This window comes from Bacteroides sp. HF-4919 (assembly GCF_018860125.1).
In genome coordinates, this window is the sequence record NZ_JAHKNF010000007.1 from 267,523 (window position 1) to 288,118 (window position 20,596).

The 20,596-nt window shown below is 42.9% G+C and carries 18 protein-coding genes; 12 read left to right on the forward strand and 6 right to left on the reverse strand.

The window, feature by feature from the left end; all coding sequences use genetic code 11:
* The first annotated feature begins 123 nt into the window (after positions 1 to 123).
* From KO473_RS13995 to KO473_RS14035, 9 genes are all read left to right on the forward strand, one after another.
* Positions 124 to 1,605: a DUF5687 family protein gene (locus KO473_RS13995; RefSeq protein WP_005818637.1), complete on the forward strand. Its 1,482-nt coding sequence runs from the start codon at positions 124 to 126 to the stop codon at positions 1,603 to 1,605.
* Positions 1,606 to 1,635: 30 nt separating this feature from the next.
* Positions 1,636 to 2,340, forward strand: a complete 705-nt coding sequence (locus KO473_RS14000) for an ABC transporter ATP-binding protein (protein WP_005818635.1) — start codon at positions 1,636 to 1,638, stop codon at positions 2,338 to 2,340.
* Positions 2,341 to 2,346: 6 nt separating this feature from the next.
* Positions 2,347 to 2,862: a C40 family peptidase gene (locus tag KO473_RS14005; RefSeq protein ID WP_005810046.1), complete on the forward strand. Its 516-nt coding sequence runs from the start codon at positions 2,347 to 2,349 to the stop codon at positions 2,860 to 2,862.
* Between the two features lie 47 nt (positions 2,863 to 2,909).
* A complete protein-coding gene (locus KO473_RS14010; RefSeq protein ID WP_122130474.1) occupies positions 2,910 to 3,578 on the forward strand; it encodes an HAD family hydrolase in 669 nt (222 codons plus the stop codon).
* A gap of 802 nt (positions 3,579 to 4,380) precedes the next feature.
* Positions 4,381 to 4,698 (forward strand): 50S ribosomal protein L21, encoded by a 318-nt coding sequence (gene rplU / locus KO473_RS14015; protein ID WP_005775748.1) that lies wholly within the window; start codon positions 4,381 to 4,383, stop codon positions 4,696 to 4,698.
* Positions 4,699 to 4,721: 23 nt separating this feature from the next.
* The gene (gene rpmA / locus KO473_RS14020) at positions 4,722 to 4,991 is read left to right on the forward strand and encodes a 50S ribosomal protein L27 (RefSeq protein WP_005775747.1); all 270 of its coding nucleotides are present in this window, start codon (positions 4,722 to 4,724) and stop codon (positions 4,989 to 4,991) included.
* Positions 4,992 to 5,147: 156 nt separating this feature from the next.
* Positions 5,148 to 6,422 (forward strand): serine--tRNA ligase, encoded by a 1,275-nt coding sequence (gene serS, locus KO473_RS14025; RefSeq protein WP_005775744.1) that lies wholly within the window; start codon positions 5,148 to 5,150, stop codon positions 6,420 to 6,422.
* A 92-nt stretch (positions 6,423 to 6,514) separates the two neighbouring features.
* Complete coding sequence (gluP, locus tag KO473_RS14030) at positions 6,515 to 7,726, forward strand: glucose/galactose MFS transporter (RefSeq protein ID WP_005775743.1); 1,212 nt, start codon at positions 6,515 to 6,517, stop codon at positions 7,724 to 7,726.
* 141 nt (positions 7,727 to 7,867) lie between these two features.
* Positions 7,868 to 10,156 (forward strand): bifunctional dihydroorotate dehydrogenase B NAD binding subunit/NADPH-dependent glutamate synthase, encoded by a 2,289-nt coding sequence (locus KO473_RS14035; RefSeq protein WP_022012386.1) that lies wholly within the window; start codon positions 7,868 to 7,870, stop codon positions 10,154 to 10,156.
* A 183-nt stretch (positions 10,157 to 10,339) separates the two neighbouring features.
* Here KO473_RS14035 and panD read toward each other — a convergent pair whose 3' ends face one another.
* On the reverse strand, positions 10,340 to 10,693 hold the full coding sequence (gene panD / locus KO473_RS14040; RefSeq protein WP_122130475.1) for an aspartate 1-decarboxylase: 354 nt from the start codon (positions 10,691 to 10,693) through the stop codon (positions 10,340 to 10,342).
* A 21-nt stretch (positions 10,694 to 10,714) separates the two neighbouring features.
* Positions 10,715 to 11,563 (reverse strand): pantoate--beta-alanine ligase, encoded by an 849-nt coding sequence (gene panC, locus KO473_RS14045; protein ID WP_005810057.1) that lies wholly within the window; start codon positions 11,561 to 11,563, stop codon positions 10,715 to 10,717.
* Positions 11,564 to 11,809: 246 nt separating this feature from the next.
* On the opposite strand from panC, the gene KO473_RS14050 reads away from it, so the two are divergent.
* Positions 11,810 to 12,634 (forward strand): glycogen/starch synthase, encoded by an 825-nt coding sequence (locus KO473_RS14050; protein ID WP_005775739.1) that lies wholly within the window; start codon positions 11,810 to 11,812, stop codon positions 12,632 to 12,634.
* A 22-nt stretch (positions 12,635 to 12,656) separates the two neighbouring features.
* Positions 12,657 to 14,144 (forward strand): DUF4270 domain-containing protein, encoded by a 1,488-nt coding sequence (locus KO473_RS14055; RefSeq protein WP_032531798.1) that lies wholly within the window; start codon positions 12,657 to 12,659, stop codon positions 14,142 to 14,144.
* 218 nt (positions 14,145 to 14,362) lie between these two features.
* On the opposite strand, the gene KO473_RS14060 is transcribed toward KO473_RS14055, so the two are convergent.
* From KO473_RS14060 to KO473_RS14070, 3 genes are read right to left on the reverse strand one after another with little or no spacing between them, the layout of a single operon-like run.
* Complete coding sequence (locus KO473_RS14060) at positions 14,363 to 15,751, reverse strand: glycoside hydrolase family 57 protein (RefSeq protein WP_032531797.1); 1,389 nt, start codon at positions 15,749 to 15,751, stop codon at positions 14,363 to 14,365.
* A gap of 12 nt (positions 15,752 to 15,763) precedes the next feature.
* Positions 15,764 to 17,038, reverse strand: a complete 1,275-nt coding sequence (locus KO473_RS14065) for a glycosyltransferase family 4 protein (RefSeq protein WP_005775735.1) — start codon at positions 17,036 to 17,038, stop codon at positions 15,764 to 15,766.
* Positions 17,039 to 17,052: 14 nt separating this feature from the next.
* Entirely contained in the window at positions 17,053 to 18,993 is a 1,941-nt protein-coding gene (locus KO473_RS14070; protein WP_005810067.1) for a glycogen debranching enzyme N-terminal domain-containing protein, read from the reverse strand.
* A 170-nt stretch (positions 18,994 to 19,163) separates the two neighbouring features.
* On the opposite strand from KO473_RS14070, the gene KO473_RS14075 reads away from it, so the two are divergent.
* A complete protein-coding gene (locus KO473_RS14075; RefSeq protein ID WP_122130476.1) occupies positions 19,164 to 19,856 on the forward strand; it encodes a rhomboid family intramembrane serine protease in 693 nt (230 codons plus the stop codon).
* 42 nt (positions 19,857 to 19,898) lie between these two features.
* Here the strand turns inward: KO473_RS14075 and KO473_RS14080 are convergent, their stop codons facing one another.
* Positions 19,899 to 20,495 carry a MarC family protein gene (locus KO473_RS14080; protein WP_005775732.1) on the reverse strand — a complete coding sequence of 199 codons (597 nt, stop codon included), beginning with the start codon at positions 20,493 to 20,495 and terminating at the stop codon, positions 19,899 to 19,901.
* Positions 20,496 to 20,596 lie beyond the last annotated feature (101 nt).

Consider the following 20,596-nt stretch of genomic DNA (forward strand, 5'->3'; position numbering starts at 1 on the left):
CCACCACAGATTTCACAGATTAGAATCACAGTCATTCAAAATCCGAGAATGAAACTCAGACAATGAAAACCGGTGTAATCTGTGGTGGTTTTGCTCTCCCCCCTCCTTAAACTATAACGAACTATGCTATTCAACGAATTGCGTCGACACGGCAAACTTGCTGCCAAACGGCATCCGATGTACGAAAAGAATAAAATCGGCAAATACATCATGTATGCCTCCTTTATTTTCTGGGGTGCTTACTTTATATTTATTGGCATCGGTCTGGCAAAAGCCATCAGCACAGAAGTTCCCAATATGGAAGCCTATCATATTTTGAACAGTGGACTGATATTTGCGCTTGCCCTGGACTTTGTAATACGTTTCCCCTTCCAAAAAACTCCTACACAAGAAGTAAAACCTTACCTGCTACTTCCGGTAAAACGAAGCCGTATACTCGACTTTCTGCTTCTCCGCCACGGGCTCAGCTCTTTCAATCTTATCTGGCTGTTCCTGTTCGTGCCGTTCGCAGCACTCACAGTCTTTCCTTTTTATGGAATATCAGGAGTTCTCACTTACAGCATCGGCATTTGGTTACTGATGGTTTTCAACGGATATTGGTATCTGCTTTGCCGTACGCTGATTAACGAACATATTTGGTGGGTGTTACTTCCCATCGTTGTCTACAGTGGAATTGCCATCGCTATTTTTATTCCCAAAACGGAATTTATAAGTGACTTTTTCATGAACTTGGGAGAAGGTTATATCGAAGGAAATCTACTTGCTTACCTGGGTACATTGGCAGCCACTGTTCTGATATGGTGTATCAACCGTAAAGTGATGACCGGTTTAATATACAACGAAATCAATAAAGTAGAAGACACAAAAGTAAAAACCGTATCCGAATACCGTTTCCTGGAACGTTACGGAGAAGTGGGCGAATACATGCGCCTGGAGTTGAAAATGCTCCTACGAAACAAACGCTGTAAGGCCTCACTCCGATCGGTAGCAATGCTCGTAATCATCTTCTCCATCATACTGAGTTTCAGCAGTACGTATGACCACATGAAGAGTTTTGTCCTGGTATACTCTTTCCTTGGATTCGGTATGGTGATTCTGATACAACTTATGGGATTTGAAGGAAACTATATCGACGGACTGATGACTCGCAAAGAATCTATCAAAAGCCTGTTGACAGCCAAATATTATATCTATAGCTTGGCGGAAATCATTCCGCTGATCCTGCTGATACCGGCTTTTGTGATGGGAAAAGCCAGCCTGCTGGGTGCTGTCGCACTAATCTTTCTGACAACAGGTCCCGTCTATTGCATCTTGTTCCAACTGGCGGTATACAACCATAAAACCGTACCACTCAATGAAAGCATCACAGGCAAACAAAGCACGAATAGCGGAATGCAGATGCTAATCAGTCTTGGAGTTTTCATCGTACCAACCACACTCTATGGTACGCTCCCCATGCTGCTGGGACAAACATGGGCCTACATTGTTATATTAATCATCGGATTAGGCTTCACCCTGACCTCCCCTATGTGGATAAACAATGTATATGTCCGTTTCATGCAACGCCGCTACGAAAATATGGAAGGATTCAGAGATAGTAAATAACGATTCAATATTTATCAAACAAAAAAGAATATGATTACCATACATAACCTCCGAAAAAATTTCGGTACCCAAACAGCTATCGATATCGATAGCTACACAATCAATCAAGGAGAAATGATTGGCCTGGTAGGTAACAATGGAGCCGGAAAAACAACTTTATTCCGTTTAATGCTGGATTTGCTGAAAGCTGACTCCGGAGAGGTCATTATTAATGACATCCATGTGAATCAAAGTGAAGACTGGAAAAGTTTCACCGGTGCATTTATCGATGATGGTTTTCTGATCGGCTACCTGACTCCGGAGGAGTATTTCTATTTCATCGGCAAAATGTATGGACTGAAAAAAGAGGAGGTGGATGAACGTTTGACCGCTTTCGAACGTTTTATGAACGGAGAAGTACTGGGGCAAAAGAAGTTTATCCGTAATTTTTCCGCGGGAAATAAGCAAAAAATAGGAATCATATCGGCCATGTTGCATTATCCCAAATTGATAATTTTGGATGAACCATTCAACTTTCTCGATCCGAGTTCGCAATCCGTAATCAAGCACCTGCTGAAAAAGTATAATGAAGAACATAATGCCACAGTCATCATTTCGAGCCATAATCTGAACCACACGGTAGATGTTTGTCCCCGCATCGCAGTACTTGAACACGGAATTATCATCCGTGACATTGTGAACGAGAATAATTCGGCTGAAAAAGAACTGGAAGATTACTTTAATGTAGAAGAATAAAAACGTATGAAGAGACATCTTTTTAATCTGTTGCTCCTTACTGCTTTGGTTGTCAGCCTGAGTGCTTGCCGTACTTCTGTCCCCAGACTTGATTATAAGGCACTCGCCCGCGCTTCTGTACGCCTGGGTGTGGACATCGGAATGGAAGATAATCACAAACTTTATCTGGAGGCGGCCCAGTGGATAGGTACCCCTTACCGGGGAGGTGGGGAGACGAAACGTGGTACTGACTGCTCGGGAATGACTTGCCAGATTTATAAAAAGGTGTATCACATCAAACTGCAACGAAGTACAGACGGCCAGAAGAAAGAGAGCAGCAAAGTTGCCCGGCGGAATCTTCGGGAAGGTGATCTGGTATTTTTCAGCAGCCGGAAATCGCGCAGAAAAGTGGCCCACGTGGGCATCTATCTCAAGGATGGAAAGTTTGTTCATGCCAGCACCAGCCAAGGGGTAATTGTCAGCAGCCTCAACGAGCCCTATTACCGTACCCATTGGATATCGGGAGGCAGAGTGCGCAAATAAGCTTTATTGAAATAAAAAAATCACTATCTTTGCCGAAAATTCCGCAAATGAAATACACGGTTTATTTATTCGACTTTGACTATACGTTAGCAGACTCTTCACGCGGTATCGTAACCTGCTTCAGAAGCGTACTCGAGAGACACGACTACACCGGTGTCACCGATGATACCATAAAACGTACCATTGGGAAAACGCTTGAAGAATCATTCAGCATCCTTACAGGAATTACTGATGCCAGTCAACTGGAAGCATTCAGACAAGAGTATTCAAAAGAGGCAGATGTATATATGAATGCAAACACCATCCTTTTCCCGGATACTCTCCCCACGCTTACGTACCTGAAAAAACAAGGGGCCCGTATCGGAATCATTTCAACCAAATACCGGTTCCGGATACTGAGTTTCCTGAAAAATCACATGCCGGATGATTGGTTTGACATTATTATCGGAGGTGAAGATGTGACACATCATAAACCCGATCCTGAAGGTTTGTTACTTGCCATTGACCGATTGAAGGCATGCCCCGAAGAAGTATTATACATCGGTGACAGTACAGTGGATGCAGGAACGGCCGCCGCTGCCGGAGTTTCTTTTGTCGGTGTTACCAGCGGTATGACCACTGCCGAAGAGTTTCAGGCTTATCCCTACGACAGAATCATCAGTTCCCTTGGTCAGCTAATTTCCGTTCCGGACGACAAAGCCGACTGTTCGCTCTGAGCAATCAACCGGATGTCATCCATTCGCCGAATAACGGTGCAAAAAGAAAGCAAACATCTGTTTTTTATAACAGAGTCCTTGTCCGTTTCCAATGCTCGGAGAGAAGAAGAAAGCCAAACGAAGGCTTTTGGAGCCAGAGAGCCGGGCTTCCGAGATTGGAGAGCCGGGCTTTTTGCGAAAAGAAGCAGGCATTTTAGCAGAAAGAAGTAAGCATTTACCCGGAAAGAAGTAAGCATTTACCAAAAATGTCCTTGTGTTTTGAAAATATCTCCTATTGTTTTCTCCAATATCTCCTATTGTTATTCAAAATCCGGCTTGAAAGGAACACTCCATCTTCCGGTTGGCACCCGCAGGCAGAGCTTTCTGGAATGACAGAATAACCGGGATACGATCTCATCCGCAACACTTTCACCGCCGTCAAGACATCTTTTCTTTCCTCATGCATACAATCAATCAAAAATCCAAAGAAATATGTCATCAGGGAAAAACTGTAGAATGCGTTTTTTCATTCGGGCAAGCGTCCCCGTCCGAAATAAACGATTCTGAGGAGTTCCGATTATCAAAGTGACAGAATGAATAAAGTCATATTCCATTTAGTAATCAACCTTCTAACTGCCCCTGCCTGAAAGAAGAAAAAGAGTAAAATAACATACTGCACAACAAAAAAGAAAAAGAAAAACTTGTCCGAAACAAATAAAAGCAGTAATTTTGTGCCCTGATTATTCCGCACCGGGTTTGAGCAAGTGTTTTTTAAGTGATTAAAGACCACCCGACGGAGCTAACTTACATTTATTTATATAAGATGTACGCAATTGTAGAAATCAACGGTCAGCAATTTAAAGCTGAAGCTGGCCAGAAATTGTTCGTTCACCACATTCAGAATGCAGAGAATGGTGCAACTGTAGAATTTGACAAAGTTCTTTTGGTAGACAAAGACGGAAACGTTACTGTAGGTGCTCCTACTGTAGACGGTGCAAAAGTAGTTTGCCAGATTGTTTCAAGCCTGGTTAAAGGTGACAAAGTACTTGTTTTCCACAAGAAAAGAAGAAAAGGTCACAGAAAGTTGAACGGTCACCGTCAGCAGTTCACAGAGTTAACAATTACAGAAGTAGTAGCTTAATCAATTTTTAAAAGTAAGAAGAAATGGCACATAAGAAAGGTGTCGGTAGTTCTAAGAACGGCCGCGAATCACAGAGCAAAAGATTAGGCGTTAAGATATTTGGTGGCGAAGCTTGCAAAGCAGGTAACATCATCGTTCGTCAAAGAGGTACTGAATTCCACCCGGGTGAAAACATCGGTATGGGTAAGGACCACACTCTTTTCGCTTTAGTAGACGGAACTGTAAGTTTCAAAGTAGGTAGAGAAGACAGAAGATATGTTTCTATCATCCCTGCTGAAGCAACAGAAGCATAAATTTCCGGAGTTTAAAGGAAATTGTAAGAAATTGAAGAAAGAGATGCAATCGGTTGATTGCGTCTCTTTTCTTTTTTATACAAGACGTATCCTCTTATCTTATTTTTATATATCTTTGTAAACTCAAAGAAGAAAGTTCATAAATAAAGTATAGATATGCTTACCATTAAACAAATTACAGAAAACACAGATGCGGTAATCCGCGGTCTGGAAAAGAAACACTTCAAAGGGGCCAAAGAAACAATTGCCCAAGTGATTGAAGTGAATGACAAAAGACGTAATACACAAAACCAATTAGATAAAAACCTGGCAGAGGTAAATTCGCTCTCGAAAACCATCGGCCAGCTAATGAAAGAAGGAAAAAAGGAAGAAGCCGAAGCTGCGAAAACCCGTGTAGCCGAAATAAAGGAGACCAACAAAACACTACAGGCTGACATGGATCAGGCGGCCAACGACATGCTGAATCTGCTGTATACTATTCCCAATATTCCTTATGACAGCGTACCCGAGGGTGTTGGCGCCGAGGATAATGTTGTAGAAAAAATGGGAGGCATGGAAACTCAACTCCCAACAGATGCACTTCCTCACTGGGAGCTGGCTAAGAAATACGACCTGATCGATTTCGACCTGGGTGTAAAAATCACCGGTGCAGGTTTTCCGGTATACAAAGGTAAAGGTGCTCAATTGCAGCGTGCACTGATTAACTTTTTCCTGGATGAAGCACGTAAATCGGGATATACTGAAATCATGCCCCCAACGGTTGTCAATGCAGCTTCCGGTTACGGAACGGGACAACTTCCGGACAAAGAAGGACAAATGTACCACTGCGAAGTAGACGATCTTTATTTGATCCCGACAGCCGAAGTTCCGGTAACCAACATCTACCGTGACGTGATTCTGGATGAAAAACAACTTCCTATTAAAAACTGTGCTTACACACAGTGCTTCCGCCGTGAAGCCGGTTCCTACGGTAAAGATGTACGCGGCCTGAACCGTCTCCACGAATTTTCTAAAGTAGAATTGGTACGTATAGATAAGCCTGAGCACTCCCGCCAGTCACATCAGGAAATGCTGGATCACGTTGAAGGTTTGCTCCAGAAGTTAGAACTTCCTTACCGCATTCTCCGTCTTTGTGGCGGTGATATGAGTTTTACCGCCGCTCTCTGCTTTGATTTCGAAGTATACTCCGAAGCACAGAAACGCTGGCTGGAAGTCAGCTCCGTATCCAACTTCGATACTTACCAGGCTAACCGGTTGAAATGCCGTTATCGCAGCGGAGAAAAAAAGACCGAGCTTTGCCATACACTGAACGGATCAGCGCTGGCGTTACCCCGTATCGTAGCAGCCCTGCTGGAAAATCATCAGACCCCGGAGGGCATTCGGATCCCGAAAGCATTGGTTCCTTACTGCGGATTTGACATTATCGACTAAAAACAAAACAAGATAAAAGAGCAACTCCGATACAGGGGTTGCTCTTTTTTTACCTTAAAACACATTTTTACTAACCTCAAAACTCCTATTTTATGAGCTCTACTCAAAAAAACTTTGCTCTGCCGTTAGCATTTATCGGCATCATGTTCTTTGCCATCGGATTCGCATTAGGAATTAACTCCGTTCTGATTCCGGTTTTACAAGGTTCTTTAGGCATCACTTCCGCTGAATCTTATCTTATTATCGCAGCTACTTTCGTACCTTTTCTTATTTTTGGTTATCCGGCTTCGATGACTATCAAAGCTATCGGGTACAAACGTACCATGGCACTCTCATTCGCCATGTTTGCCATTGCTTTCGGTTTGTACATTCCGTCTGCCAGTCAGGAAAGTTTCGCACTTTTCCTGGTAGCATCTTTCGTTAGCGGTACGGCAAATGCATTCTTACAAGCATCTGTCAATCCGTATATCACTATCCTCGGTCCATTGGACAGTGCCGCCAAACGTATCAGCATCATGGGTATCTGTAACAAGTTAGCATGGCCGATTCCTCCATTGTTCCTGGCCTTCCTGATCGGTAAGGAAGTCAGCGACATTACCGTATCAGACTTATTTACTCCGTTTTATGTAATCATCGCCGCCTTCATCTTATTAGGAATCATCTCGCTGATGGCTCCACTGCCGGAAGTAAAAGCAGCCGGCGAAGACGACAGCGAAGGTGGTGCAGAGGCTTGTCCGTATGCAGCCGGCAAAACGTCTGTATGGCAATTCCCGCATCTGCTGTTGGGATGTCTTGCACTCTTCCTCTACGTAGGTGTAGAAACGGTTTCATTGGGTACTCTTGTTGACTACGCCAACAGCCTACATCTGGAAAACGCAGCAGCTTATGCCTGGATTGCTCCAATCGGAATTGTAATCGGATATATCTGCGGCATCATTTTCATACCTAAATACCTCAATCAGGCTACAGCATTGAAAATCTGTTCCATTCTTGCCATTGCAGGTTCTATCCTGGTAGTATTGACTCCGGCTGATATCTCGATCTACTTCATAGCATTCATAGCATTGGGATGTTCACTGATGTGGCCTGCACTTTGGCCACTCGCCATGGCAGACTTAGGCAAATTCACCAAGGCCGGTTCTTCTTTGTTGATAATGGCTATGGCCGGCGGTGCTGTCATTCCTACCCTGTTCGGATATATCAAAGATATAGCAGGAGCACAAAATGCTTACTGGATCTGCCTCCCCTGCTTCCTCTTTATCCTCTATTATGGAATGGCGGGGTATAAAATCAGAACAAAATAAACAAATATACTCACCTTGAGGACAAAGCCATCCCTTCAAAAGGATGGCTTTTCTTTTGTTATTTACAAATTAGCAGTATCTTTGCACACTAAGAACATTCTGATAGCAATTACGTAATAAATCCAACAAATTAATTAGATAATGAACAAAATCATTAGCAAAGAACATTTCTCGGAGAAAGTATTCAAACTTGTAATTGAAGCTCCGTTGATAGCAAAATCACGCAAGGCTGGTCATTTCGTGATTGTGCGTGTCGGTGAAAAGGGAGAACGTATGCCACTGACCATTGCAGCCGCCGACCCGAAGGCAGGAACCATCACACTGGTTGTTCAGGAGGTAGGACTCTCTTCTACCCGCCTTTGCGAACTAAACGAAGGAGACTATATCACTGACGTAGTAGGCCCGCTGGGACAGGCTACACACATTGAAAACTTCGGAACCGTTGTATGTGCCGGAGGAGGTGTGGGAGTTGCTCCGATGCTACCGATCGTACAAGCGCTTAAAGCAGCCGGCAACCGTGTGATCACTGTATTGGCCGGACGCAGCAAAGAACTGATTATTCTTGAAAAAGAAATGCGCGAAAGTTCGGATGAAGTGATCATAATGACCGATGACGGATCATATGGCCGCAAAGGTCTGGTTACAGAAGGAGTAGAGGAAGTGATCAAGCGGGAGAAAGTGGACAAATGTTTTGCTATCGGCCCGGCTATCATGATGAAATTTGTTTGTTTGCTGACGAAAAAATACGAAATTCCGACCGAAGTATCGTTGAACACAATTATGGTGGACGGTACCGGAATGTGTGGTGCTTGCCGAATCACCATCGGAGGAAAAACCAAATTCGTATGTGTAGACGGTCCGGAGTTTGACGGTCATCAGGTGGATTTCGACGAAATGTTGAAACGCATGGGCGCTTTTAAAGCCATTGAACGTGAAGAACTGCACAAGCTCGACGAATGTGAAGCAACTAAAACCATAGACGAAAACGGACGTACCGCTCCTTGGCGCGAAGAACTCCGTAAAGCAATAAAAGCAAAAGACCGTGCAAACATCGAACGCTGCAAAATGAATGAACTCGATCCGGAGTATCGTTCACACAGCCGCAAAGAGGAAGTTAACCAGGGATTAACTAAAGAACAGGCAGTCACAGAAGCACAACGTTGTCTGGATTGTGCCAATCCAGGTTGTATGACCGGTTGTCCGGTAGGTATCGATATTCCCCGTTTCATCAAGAACATCGAACGTGGAGAAATTCTTGAAGCGGCTAAGACACTGAAAGAAACCAGTGCCCTGCCTGCCGTATGTGGCCGTGTATGTCCACAAGAAAAACAATGTGAGTCAAAGTGCATCCATTTGAAAATGGGTAAAGAAGCTGTAGCCATCGGTCATCTCGAACGGTTTGCCGCCGACTACGAACGCGAAAGCGGACAAATCTCTGTTCCGGAAATTGGTGAGAAGAACGGTATCAAAGTAGCTGTCATCGGTTCAGGTCCTGCCGGACTGTCATTTGCCGGGGATATGGCCAAATACGGATATGATGTAACTGTATTCGAAGCGCTGCACGAAATCGGCGGTGTACTTAAATACGGTATTCCTGAATTCCGTCTGCCCAACAAGATTGTAGACGTTGAAATAGAGAATCTTGCCAAAATGGGGGTTACTTTCATCAAGGATTGCATCGTAGGAAAAACAATCGGTGTGGAACAATTGGAGGAAGAAGGCTTCAAAGGCATTTTTGTAGCTTCCGGTGCCGGACTCCCTAACTTCATGAATATACCGGGAGAAAATTCTATCAATATTATGTCTTCCAATGAATATCTGACTCGCGTAAACCTAATGGATGCGGCCAGTCCCGATTCCGATACTCCGGTAGCTTTCGGTAAGAACGTTGCTGTAATTGGGGGTGGCAACACCGCTATGGACTCTGTCCGTACAGCCAAACGCCTGGGAGCAGAACGTGCCATGATTATCTACCGTCGTTCGGAAGAAGAAATGCCGGCACGTCTGGAAGAGGTGAAGCATGCTAAAGAAGAAGGGATAGAATTCCTGACCCTGCACAACCCGATCGAATATCTGGCTGATGAGCAAGGACGTGTGAAACAAGTGGTTTTACAGAAAATGGAACTGGGTGAACCGGATGCTTCAGGGCGACGCAGTCCGGTGCCCATTCAAGGAGCGACAGAAACCATCGACATCGATCTTGCCATTGTCAGCGTAGGCGTGTCACCCAATCCCATTGTTCCCAGCTCTATCAAAGGTCTGGAATTGGGACGTAAAGGTACGATTACCGTTAATGACCAGATGCAATCGTCTATCCCTACCATTTATGCAGGAGGAGACATTGTACGCGGAGGGGCTACCGTAATCCTTGCCATGGGAGACGGACGCCGTGCTGCAGCAGCGATGAACGAACAGTTAAGCTCTAAATAAAGAATCGGAAATCTGCGTTGGTAAGTAATCTACGGTTCGTGATCTCACAACCAATTGCTTACCGACCGCAAATAGACTCTTTGGGCAGAAAGTAACATCAACACGGATCTACCCAATAAAAAAATCCCTGCTAATATTCTGATATTAGCAGGGATTTTTTATATTCTTCGGTTGAACGGTTTCTTACTTCACCACACTGTTTGTAATTGGATCCGGAAAAATCACCGTTGGTTTAAATGTCTTTGCTTCCTCAAAATCCATCAACGCATACGACATAATAATCACAATGTCGTCCGGTTGTACTTTCCGGGCAGCAGCACCATTCAAGCAGATTTTACCTGATCCGCGTTCACCTTTGATAATGTAGGTCTCAAAACGCTCACCGTTATTATTATCAGCGATGTATACTTTCTCACCGGCAATCATATTGGCTGCATCCAGCAAATCCTCATCAATCGTGATACTACCCATATAATTCAGATTGGCTTCCGTAACACGGGCACAATGAATTTTCGACTTCAACACTTCAATCATCATAAGGACTTCGTCTTTTTTAGTTTAAGATTCTTTGTATTTAATATTATCAATCAGTCTGACATCTCCACAGAATACTGTAATACAGCCTACTGCATAGGATGTTTGGTCCCAATTCCCAACCTTCTGCAAAGTGTTTCCATCTACTATCTCAAAATATTCCAGGCGTAATCCCGGTGCAGCAGCAATAGCATCTTCCACAAACTTTTGCGTTTCGCTCACTGTGTGAGTGGCTGCAAAGGTACGACTTTTAAATAAGGTCTGAGATATTTTTAATGCATTTTCACGTTCTTCTGCCGACAGTCGCGCATTCCGGCTGCTCAAAGCCAGCCCATCCTCTTCACGGACAATGGGACAGCCTATAATTTCAAGATCGAACTGCATCTGGCGAACCATCTCATGGATGATGGCCAACTGCTGAAAATCTTTTTCACCAAAATATGCGCGATGTGGTTTTACTGCTTCAAACAGTTTACTTACGATCTGGCATACCCCATTAAAGTGGCCTGGACGGAAAGCCCCCTCCATCACAGTATCCAGAGGAGCATAACTGAATTGGCGAGTATCCGGTTCCGGATACATTTCTTCCACCGAAGGAGCAAAAGTATAAGTCGCTCCGCAAGCCTCGAGTAATTTGCAATCGGCATCCAACGTACGGGGATACTTTACAAGGTCATTTTTATCATTAAACTGGGTAGGGTTCACAAAAACACTCACCACCGTTACTTCATTCTCGTTTACACTACGTTTTACAAGAGATGCGTGCCCTGCATGCAAAGCACCCATAGTAGGTACCAAACCTACCTTTTTACCCTGGGCTTTCAAAACCGACAGTTCAGCCTGCAAGTCCTTGATCGTATGTATTACTTTCATTTTAATTGGTTTATGATTCTTAGTCGTTTGAAAAACGGTGCAAAATAAACCATAATTTACCATATAAAGAAGAAATATCGTAAATTAATGCAAAAGATACCGAAGTAGGAACCTTAACAACCAGACGGTTTACAACTGAAAGACAAGCACTTAACAATTCATAAGGAATTATACCGCCCGAGAACTTGCTTTAATGCCCGTTTTTTTTTATATCTTTGCAGAATATTTACGAGAACGATTGTTATTATGACAAAGGCTAACAAGGTTTTATTTATTACACAAGAGATTACTCCTTACGTTTCAGAATCCGAGATGGCCAATATAGGCAGACATCTACCACAAGCTATCCAGGAAAAAGGCAGAGAAATCAGAACATTCATGCCCAAATGGGGAAATATCAACGAACGCAGAAATCAATTGCACGAAGTGATACGACTCTCCGGTATGAACCTGATTATCGATGACACCGACCATCCTCTTATCATCAAAGTAGCTTCCATCCAGTCAGCACGTATGCAGGTTTATTTTATCGACAACGATGATTACTTCCAGAACCGGCTACAAACAGCAGACGAAAACGGTGTAGAATACGATGATAACGACAGCCGGGCTATTTTTTATGCAAGAGGAGTGTTGGAAACGGTAAAGAAACTGCGTTGGTGTCCGGATGTGATTCACTGTCACGGCTGGATGACTGCTCTGGCTCCTTTATATATCAAAAAAGCGTATAAAGACGAACCTTCGTTCCGTGATGCGAAAGTGGTATTCTCCGTATACGAGGATGATTTCAAAGGTACGTTCAACCCTGATTTCGCAACTAAACTGATGCTGAAAGGCATTAATAAAAAGGATGTGGCTACTTTGAAAGATCCGGTAGATTACGCTACACTTTGCAAATTGGCTGTTGATTACTCAGACGGAGTAGTACAGAATAGCGAACATGTAAATGAAGAAGTCATGAACTATGCCCGTCAATCGGGTAAATTGGTTCTTGACTATCAAGCTCCCGACGCTCTTGCAGACGCTTGCAACAGCTTCTACGATCAGGTGTGGGAAGCTGAACAAAAATAATAAGAACCAAGATACGACGATCATGAAAGCAAAATATGTATGGGTAGCACTGCTTGCCTTGACTTTCTTCGGGTGTGATGATAATACAGGTACTCTCGGACTGGGAATGCTTCCGGAAAGCGACCAAAATATCAATGGAAGATACACCACTTACGAGTTGACTACAAATTCCGATTTATCAGGTCCTGTTTTTGCCAAAACCAGCGTAGGTTATGTCGGTAAATTCACCGATAAGGAGTTCGGAGATTACGAAGCCAGTTTCCTCGCACAATTGAATAGTCCGGATGGAATTTCCTTTCCCTCGGTTTACGATCCGGAAACCAATCCCAAAGGTGTTATGGCAGGAGACTCTATCCACACTGCTGAATTGATATTGTACTATCAAAGCTATTTTGGCGATTCTATAAGCCCGTGCCGTATGACTGTGTACGAACTGGACAAAAACTTAACCCAGAATTATTATACAGACATAAACCCATTGGAATATTATAATCCGAACAACTTACTTGCACGGAAAGCCTACACTGCGGTCGATCAATCACTCAGTGATTCCATCAGAAAAACTGAGAATTTTTATCCCAATGTCCGTCTGACGTCTGAGGAGATTACTAATTTAGGTAAAAAGATTTATCGATTAAACAGAAATCATCCTGAATATTTCAAAAGTTCGGAAGCTTTTATCAACAATGTGTTCAAAGGTATTTATGCCAAAAATGATTATGGTAACGGAACAGTTCTTTATGTTGATCAAATCAACCTGAACGTTGTAATCAGATGCCACGAAAAAGACAGTTTAGGAAATAACCTGAAGAAAAAAGACGGTACTGATTCTCTGTACTACACAACCCGTACTTTCGCTACAACAAAAGAGGTTATTCAAGCCAACAAGTTTACGAACTCCGTTAAGTTAGAGGAAATAGCCAAAAAGACCGATTGTACTTATCTGAAATCTCCGGCGGGTATCTTCACTCAAGCTACATTGCCCATCAACAAGATTTATGAGGAATTAAGCAACGACACCATTAATGCAGTGAAGTTGACTTTCAACAACTATAACCAAGTAGATAATGGGCAATTCAGCATGCAAGCACCTACATATGTGCTGTTATTGCGTGAAAAAGAACGGCAAAGTTTCTTTGAGGAGAATAAACTTACAGATAATATCACTTCTTATCTGGCGGTACACAATGCAACAATTAACAGTAAACCTACAACCAATCAGTATGTGTTTACCAATTTGACTCGTCTGATCAACACTTGTGTCAACGAAAAACTGGAAGCCAAGAAAAAAGCTGGGGCCAGTTGGAATGAAGCTGCTTGGGAAGCTGAAAACCCGGATTGGAACAAAGTAGTACTCATTCCGGTACTTGTACAGTATGACAGTTCTTCCAACAAGAACATGATCAGTATTCAGCACGATTTACAACCGGGATATGTAAAACTGGAAGGTGGCCAGAATGGTCCAAAACTGAAGTTAGAAGTGACATACACCAACTTCAACGGTAAATAATAACAAGAGATTTTCATTATATAATCAGGGCGGTGTGAATAGTTTCCCTTTACACCGCCCTGATTGTTTTCTATACGCCCCCTTCCTTTTCATTAATTCTGAGATGAGACAAAAATCTAATCATCAAATGCCCCTTCTATACTAAAAGAGGGTGGAGAATGTAAATCCTCCGCCCTCTCTATTTGAAAAGCTTTCGCTAAAGCAAACTTGCACTATATTCAGTCTTCTTTCTTTGCAGCTGTCTTCTTTGTTGCAGGTTTCTTTGCTGCTGCCTTTTTAGGAGCAGTAGCTTTGGGTTCCGCTTTTGCTTTGGTAGCTTTTGCTGCCTTTGCTTCCAGTTTATCAACCTCCTTATGCAACTCGGCAATTTCTTCTCCCTGATTCTTGATCGTTGTCAACAATGAATTCAACTCTTCATTGTCAATATCTTCAGGATAGAGAGAATTTACACGCTTAATGAAATCACCCAAAATATTCATATAGTTGGTAAACGCATCATAAGGAGAATCATAAATACCACGATTCAACCCTACACCGGTATTCTTGGTAGTCATAAAGCGGAAGTTATTGCTGGCCTGCAGATAATCCCAATCTTGCTTGATACGGCGATCATCACAGAGATGTACACGCTCGGCCACACTATATAACTTATTGAAAGCTTCACGCTGCAGGACATTACCCAACCAGCTGCTGGTATCTCTTTCTTCATCCACCCATGACATCGGATATGGTACGTCCAATTGAGAAACTGATTTCAATTTTGAAACAATCTCCGATGGGGTAGAGAAAGTAATTCCTTTTTCTTTTGCACAATACGGAAGAGCTTTCAGGAATTCCAAGATATTGGATGATAACGGCTGAGCCAGCCCCAGTGCCTTCAGTTCCATAAAGATATTGATAACTTGTTCTTCTTGCGGCAAAGCATCGATCCAACCAATATATTTATCAGCGAATAACGGATACTCGCTCCAATCGGAATTAGAGAAGCGCAGGCTGATATCATCGGACAACTTAAAATCTCTCAACAGCAGTTTCAGGCTGGGAGCCTGATTGCAATGGTATACATAATGCGGGCTCTTCCAACCCAATATGTGTTTAGCGCCTTCAGTCAGCATACCTTTGAAACCCATGCTTGCTACCGTAGCTCCTATTTCATCCGAATAGATCAGACTGGAATTGCGGAACACTTTCGGTGCTTTACCAAACATCTGTTTCATCTTGTCGCTCTGACGCATCACTTCTTCACGGAAACAGTCTTCATTGACCAATGATGATAACCCATGGGAATATGGCTCGGCCAAAAATTCGCAGCAGCCTGTATCGTTTAATACATGTAACAAGTCAATTACAGCAGGTGCATGAATTTCGAGTTGTTCCAATGCTACTCCCGAAATAGAAAGAGCTACTTTAAAGGCCCCCCCGGAATTCTTCACCATTTCAATCAATGCATTGAGAGCCGGAATATAAGAACGTTCGGCAACCTCATTTATACCTGTCTCATTGGCATAATCATCATAATAGTAATGATCGGCACCAATGTCGAAGAAGCGGTAACGTTTCAGATGAATAATTTGATGTATCTCAAAATAAAGACAGATTGTTCTCATATCTATATTGTTTTATTGTTTTCCATAATTTTTTATAACCTCGTCGTAGATGCCGCGAACTTTGTAGCCTACATTCTCCCACTTAATTTCATCCACCTCTTTCTTACCTTCATCACGGAGATACTCGTACATAGCCGGATAGGTACAGATAGAATAGATAGCATCCGCCATAGCATGTATGTCCCAGTAATCGGTCTTAATACACTTTTCCAGAATCTCGGCACAACCGGATTGTTTGGAAATGATGCTTGGCACACTACACTGCATGGCCTCTAACGGAGAGATACCAAAAGGTTCGGATACCGAAGGCATAATGTATACATCACTGGCTTTTAGTACCTCGTATACTTGTTTTCCTTTCATAAATCCCGGGAAGTGGAAACGGTCCGCAATCCCCCTTTCAGCAGCCAGACGAATCATCTGATCCATCATATCACCGCTACCGGCCATCACAAAACGTACATTCCGCGTACGCTTCAACACCATTGCAGCTGCCTCCACAAAATATTCCGGTCCTTTCTGCATCGTGATACGTCCCAGAAAAGTGACAACCTTTTCTTTCGGATTCTTATTGGGTACAATATCCTGTATCTCTTGTGATAAAGGAGAGACTGCATTGTGCACTGTCGACACTTTCTTCGGGTCTTGAAAGTATTTATGAATCACTGTCTGACGAGTCAGTTCACTCACACACATGATGTGATCGGCGTGATCCATACCATTTTTTTCGATGGCATATACAGTTGGATTCACATTGCCACGACTACGGTCGAAATCGGTAGCATGTACATGAATCACCAATGGTTTACCCGATACCTGTTTTGCATGTATTCCTGCCGGATAAGTTAACCAGTCATGTGAGTGGATGATTTCAAACTCCTGCTGGCGTGCTATTACTCCTGCCACAATCGAGTAGTTATTGATTTCTTCGTGCAGGTTATCTGGATAACGCCCAGAAAACTCAATACATCCCAGATCGTTTGCATTCAGATAATTGAAATCAGCATAAATATGATCGCGCAGGTCAAAATATAACTGGGGATCCATGTACGAACCGACACGTCCTTTCACATAATCCCAATCTACATTCCTCCACACAATCGGTGTACTATTCATACCGATTATTCTCAGGAAACTTTGGTCTTCATCCCCCCAAGGTTTGGGAATACAGAACGTAATCTCCATATCCTCTTGTTGAGACATCCCTTTCGTCAAACCATAGCTGGCAGTTCCTAAACCTCCTAAGATATGCGGGGGGAACTCCCATCCAAACATTAAAACTTTCATCTTCGTCCCTCCTCCTATAAATTATATTTAGACAACAGCTTCAAGATACGCAAAATCTCTGCCACATTCATTGCAAACGATACCGCTCCTCTACCTTTGAAAGGCGGGTTTCCATCAAACAATTCAGGCAGTGAACCAACGCAATGGCTGGTCATCTCGTCTTCAAAGCCGATTAACTGGCGTTCTACAAACGAGATACCGCTCATCTTATAGATTCGCAGATAAGCCTCCATGTAGAACCCCATCAACCACGGCCAAGCCGTACCTTGATGATAAGCATAGTCTCTCTGGATCTGAGGACCCACATAATTCGGATTATATCCGCCGCTCTTCGGACTCAATGTTCGGAGTCCCTTCGGAGTAAGTAATTCCTTCGTCACAATATCGAGTACCTGTTTTTTCTGTACCCGGTCAAGAGGAGAATAATCGAAGGCAACCGTAAATATCATGTTGGGACGTACGCTCCAGTCCATCATATTTCCGTCTACATAATCCAACAGATAACCATATTCATTGCGAAATACTTCCACAAACGATTTTCCAGTTACTTCAGCCTGTGCATCCAGCGAGTCGGCCAACAGTCCGTTACCACCCTCGCGAACTAAATCGGCAATAAACCGCAAAGCATTATACCACAAAGCATTTATCTCTACAATATAACCCGTGCGTGGAATAACCGGACGTCCGTTAACCGTGGAGTTCATCCATGTGATCGCCCTATCTGCACCATTGGCATAAAGCAACCCGTTTTCGTGCAGGAACAGATTATCATGTTTACGCTGACGAATAAAATCAATGATTTCTTCTAACAAAGAACCATATTTGACACGACATTGTTCACGACTTGTCTCCTTTGCATATTGCTGCAAGGCCCATACAGCCCACAACAATACATCCGGATCATCCATCTCGTATATCTTACAGTCAATCGGTTCACCTTTAATATAGTTACCAATCGCTTTACGGGCTGTCTCCATCACATCTTCAAATTCATCTGTCTCGTCCACAGCAAGCGTCAATCCCGGCAAAGCCACGAACATATCGCGGGCACGGCATTTAAACCAGGGGTATCCGGCCAGAATATAATGGTCATCTTCCTGCTTATTATGGAATTGATGGGCAGAATTCTTCAGGCAGTGATAGAAGCTATCACGCGGCGTGCGGTCGGCCACTTCCGCATCAAAAGTTTGCTTTAGCCGACGTGGAGAAATTTCTGAAATACCGGCAGAGAAAATAATACTCTCTCCTTTCTTTATATCAACTTCGAAATATCCGGGAACATAAAGGTCTTCATTGAAGTCATATCCTCTCTCTTGTTCTTTTGGATATTCAATTCCTCTATACCAATTCGGATCAAAGTGGAATTCATTCTTCTTATTCAATTGCATGAATAGTTCCGGATATCCGGGATACATACAAGTTTTAATGCCGTTCTCTACCAATTGATAGTCACGGCTCGCCTGCGAATTCTCGTGTGTATATTCGCGTACACTACGGAAAGCGAGGAACGGGCGGAAGCGAAGAGTGGTAGCAGAGTGTGCATCGACCAAGGTGTAACGGATCAGGATCCGATTCTCATGATGTACAAAGATTTTTTCTTTACGAAGTATGACTCCTCCCACACGGTAAGTTGTTGCCGGAATATGTTCGCAGTCAAACTCACGGATATACTTATGTCCATTCGGACTAAAGTGATTTCCTTGATACTTATGCAATCCCAGGTTAAACTCCGCACCGTGTTGAATTACCGTTTCATCCAAAGAAGACAGCAGCACATGATTTTCATCGTCCAGATTGGGTACGGGAATCACCAGCAATCCATGATATTTGCGTGTGTTACAATCTACAATCGTTGTACAATGATAAGCTCCTGATTTATTCGTCCGGAGAATCTCCCTTGGTAAAGATTCCTCAAGATTTATCATCAGAGTCTTGTCAAAATGTAAATAACTCATAGTTGTGCATTATTTAAAGGTTAATTATTTCGGTTATCATAGTATATAATATAAGTATGATGCCCAAAAATACGAATTAAAGGTAAAAAACAAAATAAAAAGGAACTTTATTTTTTATTTTCAAGGCAAATATTCGTAGCATTGTATAAAATTTAAAGAAATATGCCAATATGAAGTCAGATGTTCGACGAATCCTGATAGCGATGGTGCTTCCTATGTTCCTAATTTTTATCCTTTATACAATAAAAGTTTTAGAGGTGGGCATGGACTGGGACTTTACCAGATTAGGAGTATACCCATTGTCAAAAAAAGGGATGTTTGGTATTTTCGCGCATCCTCTTATACATAGTGGCTTCAAACATTTACTGGCCAACACTTTACCTCTATTCTTCCTTTCATGGTGTCTTTTTTACTTTTACAGGAGCATTGCACCTCTGATTTTTTTTATCATCTGGATAGGATGCGGAACCATCACGTTCCTTATCGGTAAGCCCGGTTGGCATATCGGGGCCAGCGGCATTATTTACGGTTTGGCTTTTTTTCTTTTCTTCAGCGGACTCTTACGAAAATATGTCCCCTTGATCGCGATCTCTCTTTTAGTAACCTTCCTCTATGGTGGACTGGTGTGGAATATGCTTCCTTATTTCGCGCCATCGGGTACTTCGTGGGAGGGACATCTGAGTGGAGCTGTCACCGGTACCATCTGTGCCCTTGCTTTTATGAATCATGGTCCACAAAAGCCTGAACCATTCGCAAATGAAGAGGAAGAGGAGGAGGTTGCCAATGAAACAAATGAAACCGATAACGACGAAATCAATAGCGACGAAACGGACCCAAAAGACACAGAGTGTGAAAAAGAATAGTTTTTCACCCCGGTTTCTACAACAGATTAATGGGGATACCTATTACTTCTGTAATGCAGCAATCAATAATGTGATATTGGCGGTAAACAATCTGACAGAAATAGCCAACAGAATGATACCAAAGAATTTACGAATAATATAGATGCCTCCCTTGCCCAAAAAGCGTTCCACACGTCCTGTCATACTGACAACGAAATACACCCACAACATATTCAGGATCAAAGCGATCACAATATTGATACTGGCATATTCGGCCCGCAAAGAAAGCAATGTAGTAAATGCACCGGCACCTGCCAGCAGAGGGAATACCAAAGGTACAAGCGTAGCCTCTTTTATCGGTCCCTGGTTCTTAAAGATTTCCACATCCAGAATCATCTCCAAAGACATCAGGAAGATAACAAATGCTCCCGCCACGGCAAAGGACTCAATATCAACATGGAACAGTTTCAGCATAAAGTCACCGGCATAAAAAAAGCCAATCATTAATGCAAACGAAATAACGGTCGCTTTCGTGGCATTCACATCTTTTCCCTTCTCCTTCAGATTGATGATAATAGGAATAGAACCAATAATATCAATCACAGCAAAAAGCACGATAAACGCACTGACCATCTGTTGAAAATTAAAGTTTGCAAACATGACTTCCTCCTTTTTCCCGCAAATATACTTCATTTTTATGCATCTCGCAAGAGATTGTTTTAGGTAATCACTACCATCTTTAAGAAATAATAAAAAAAACA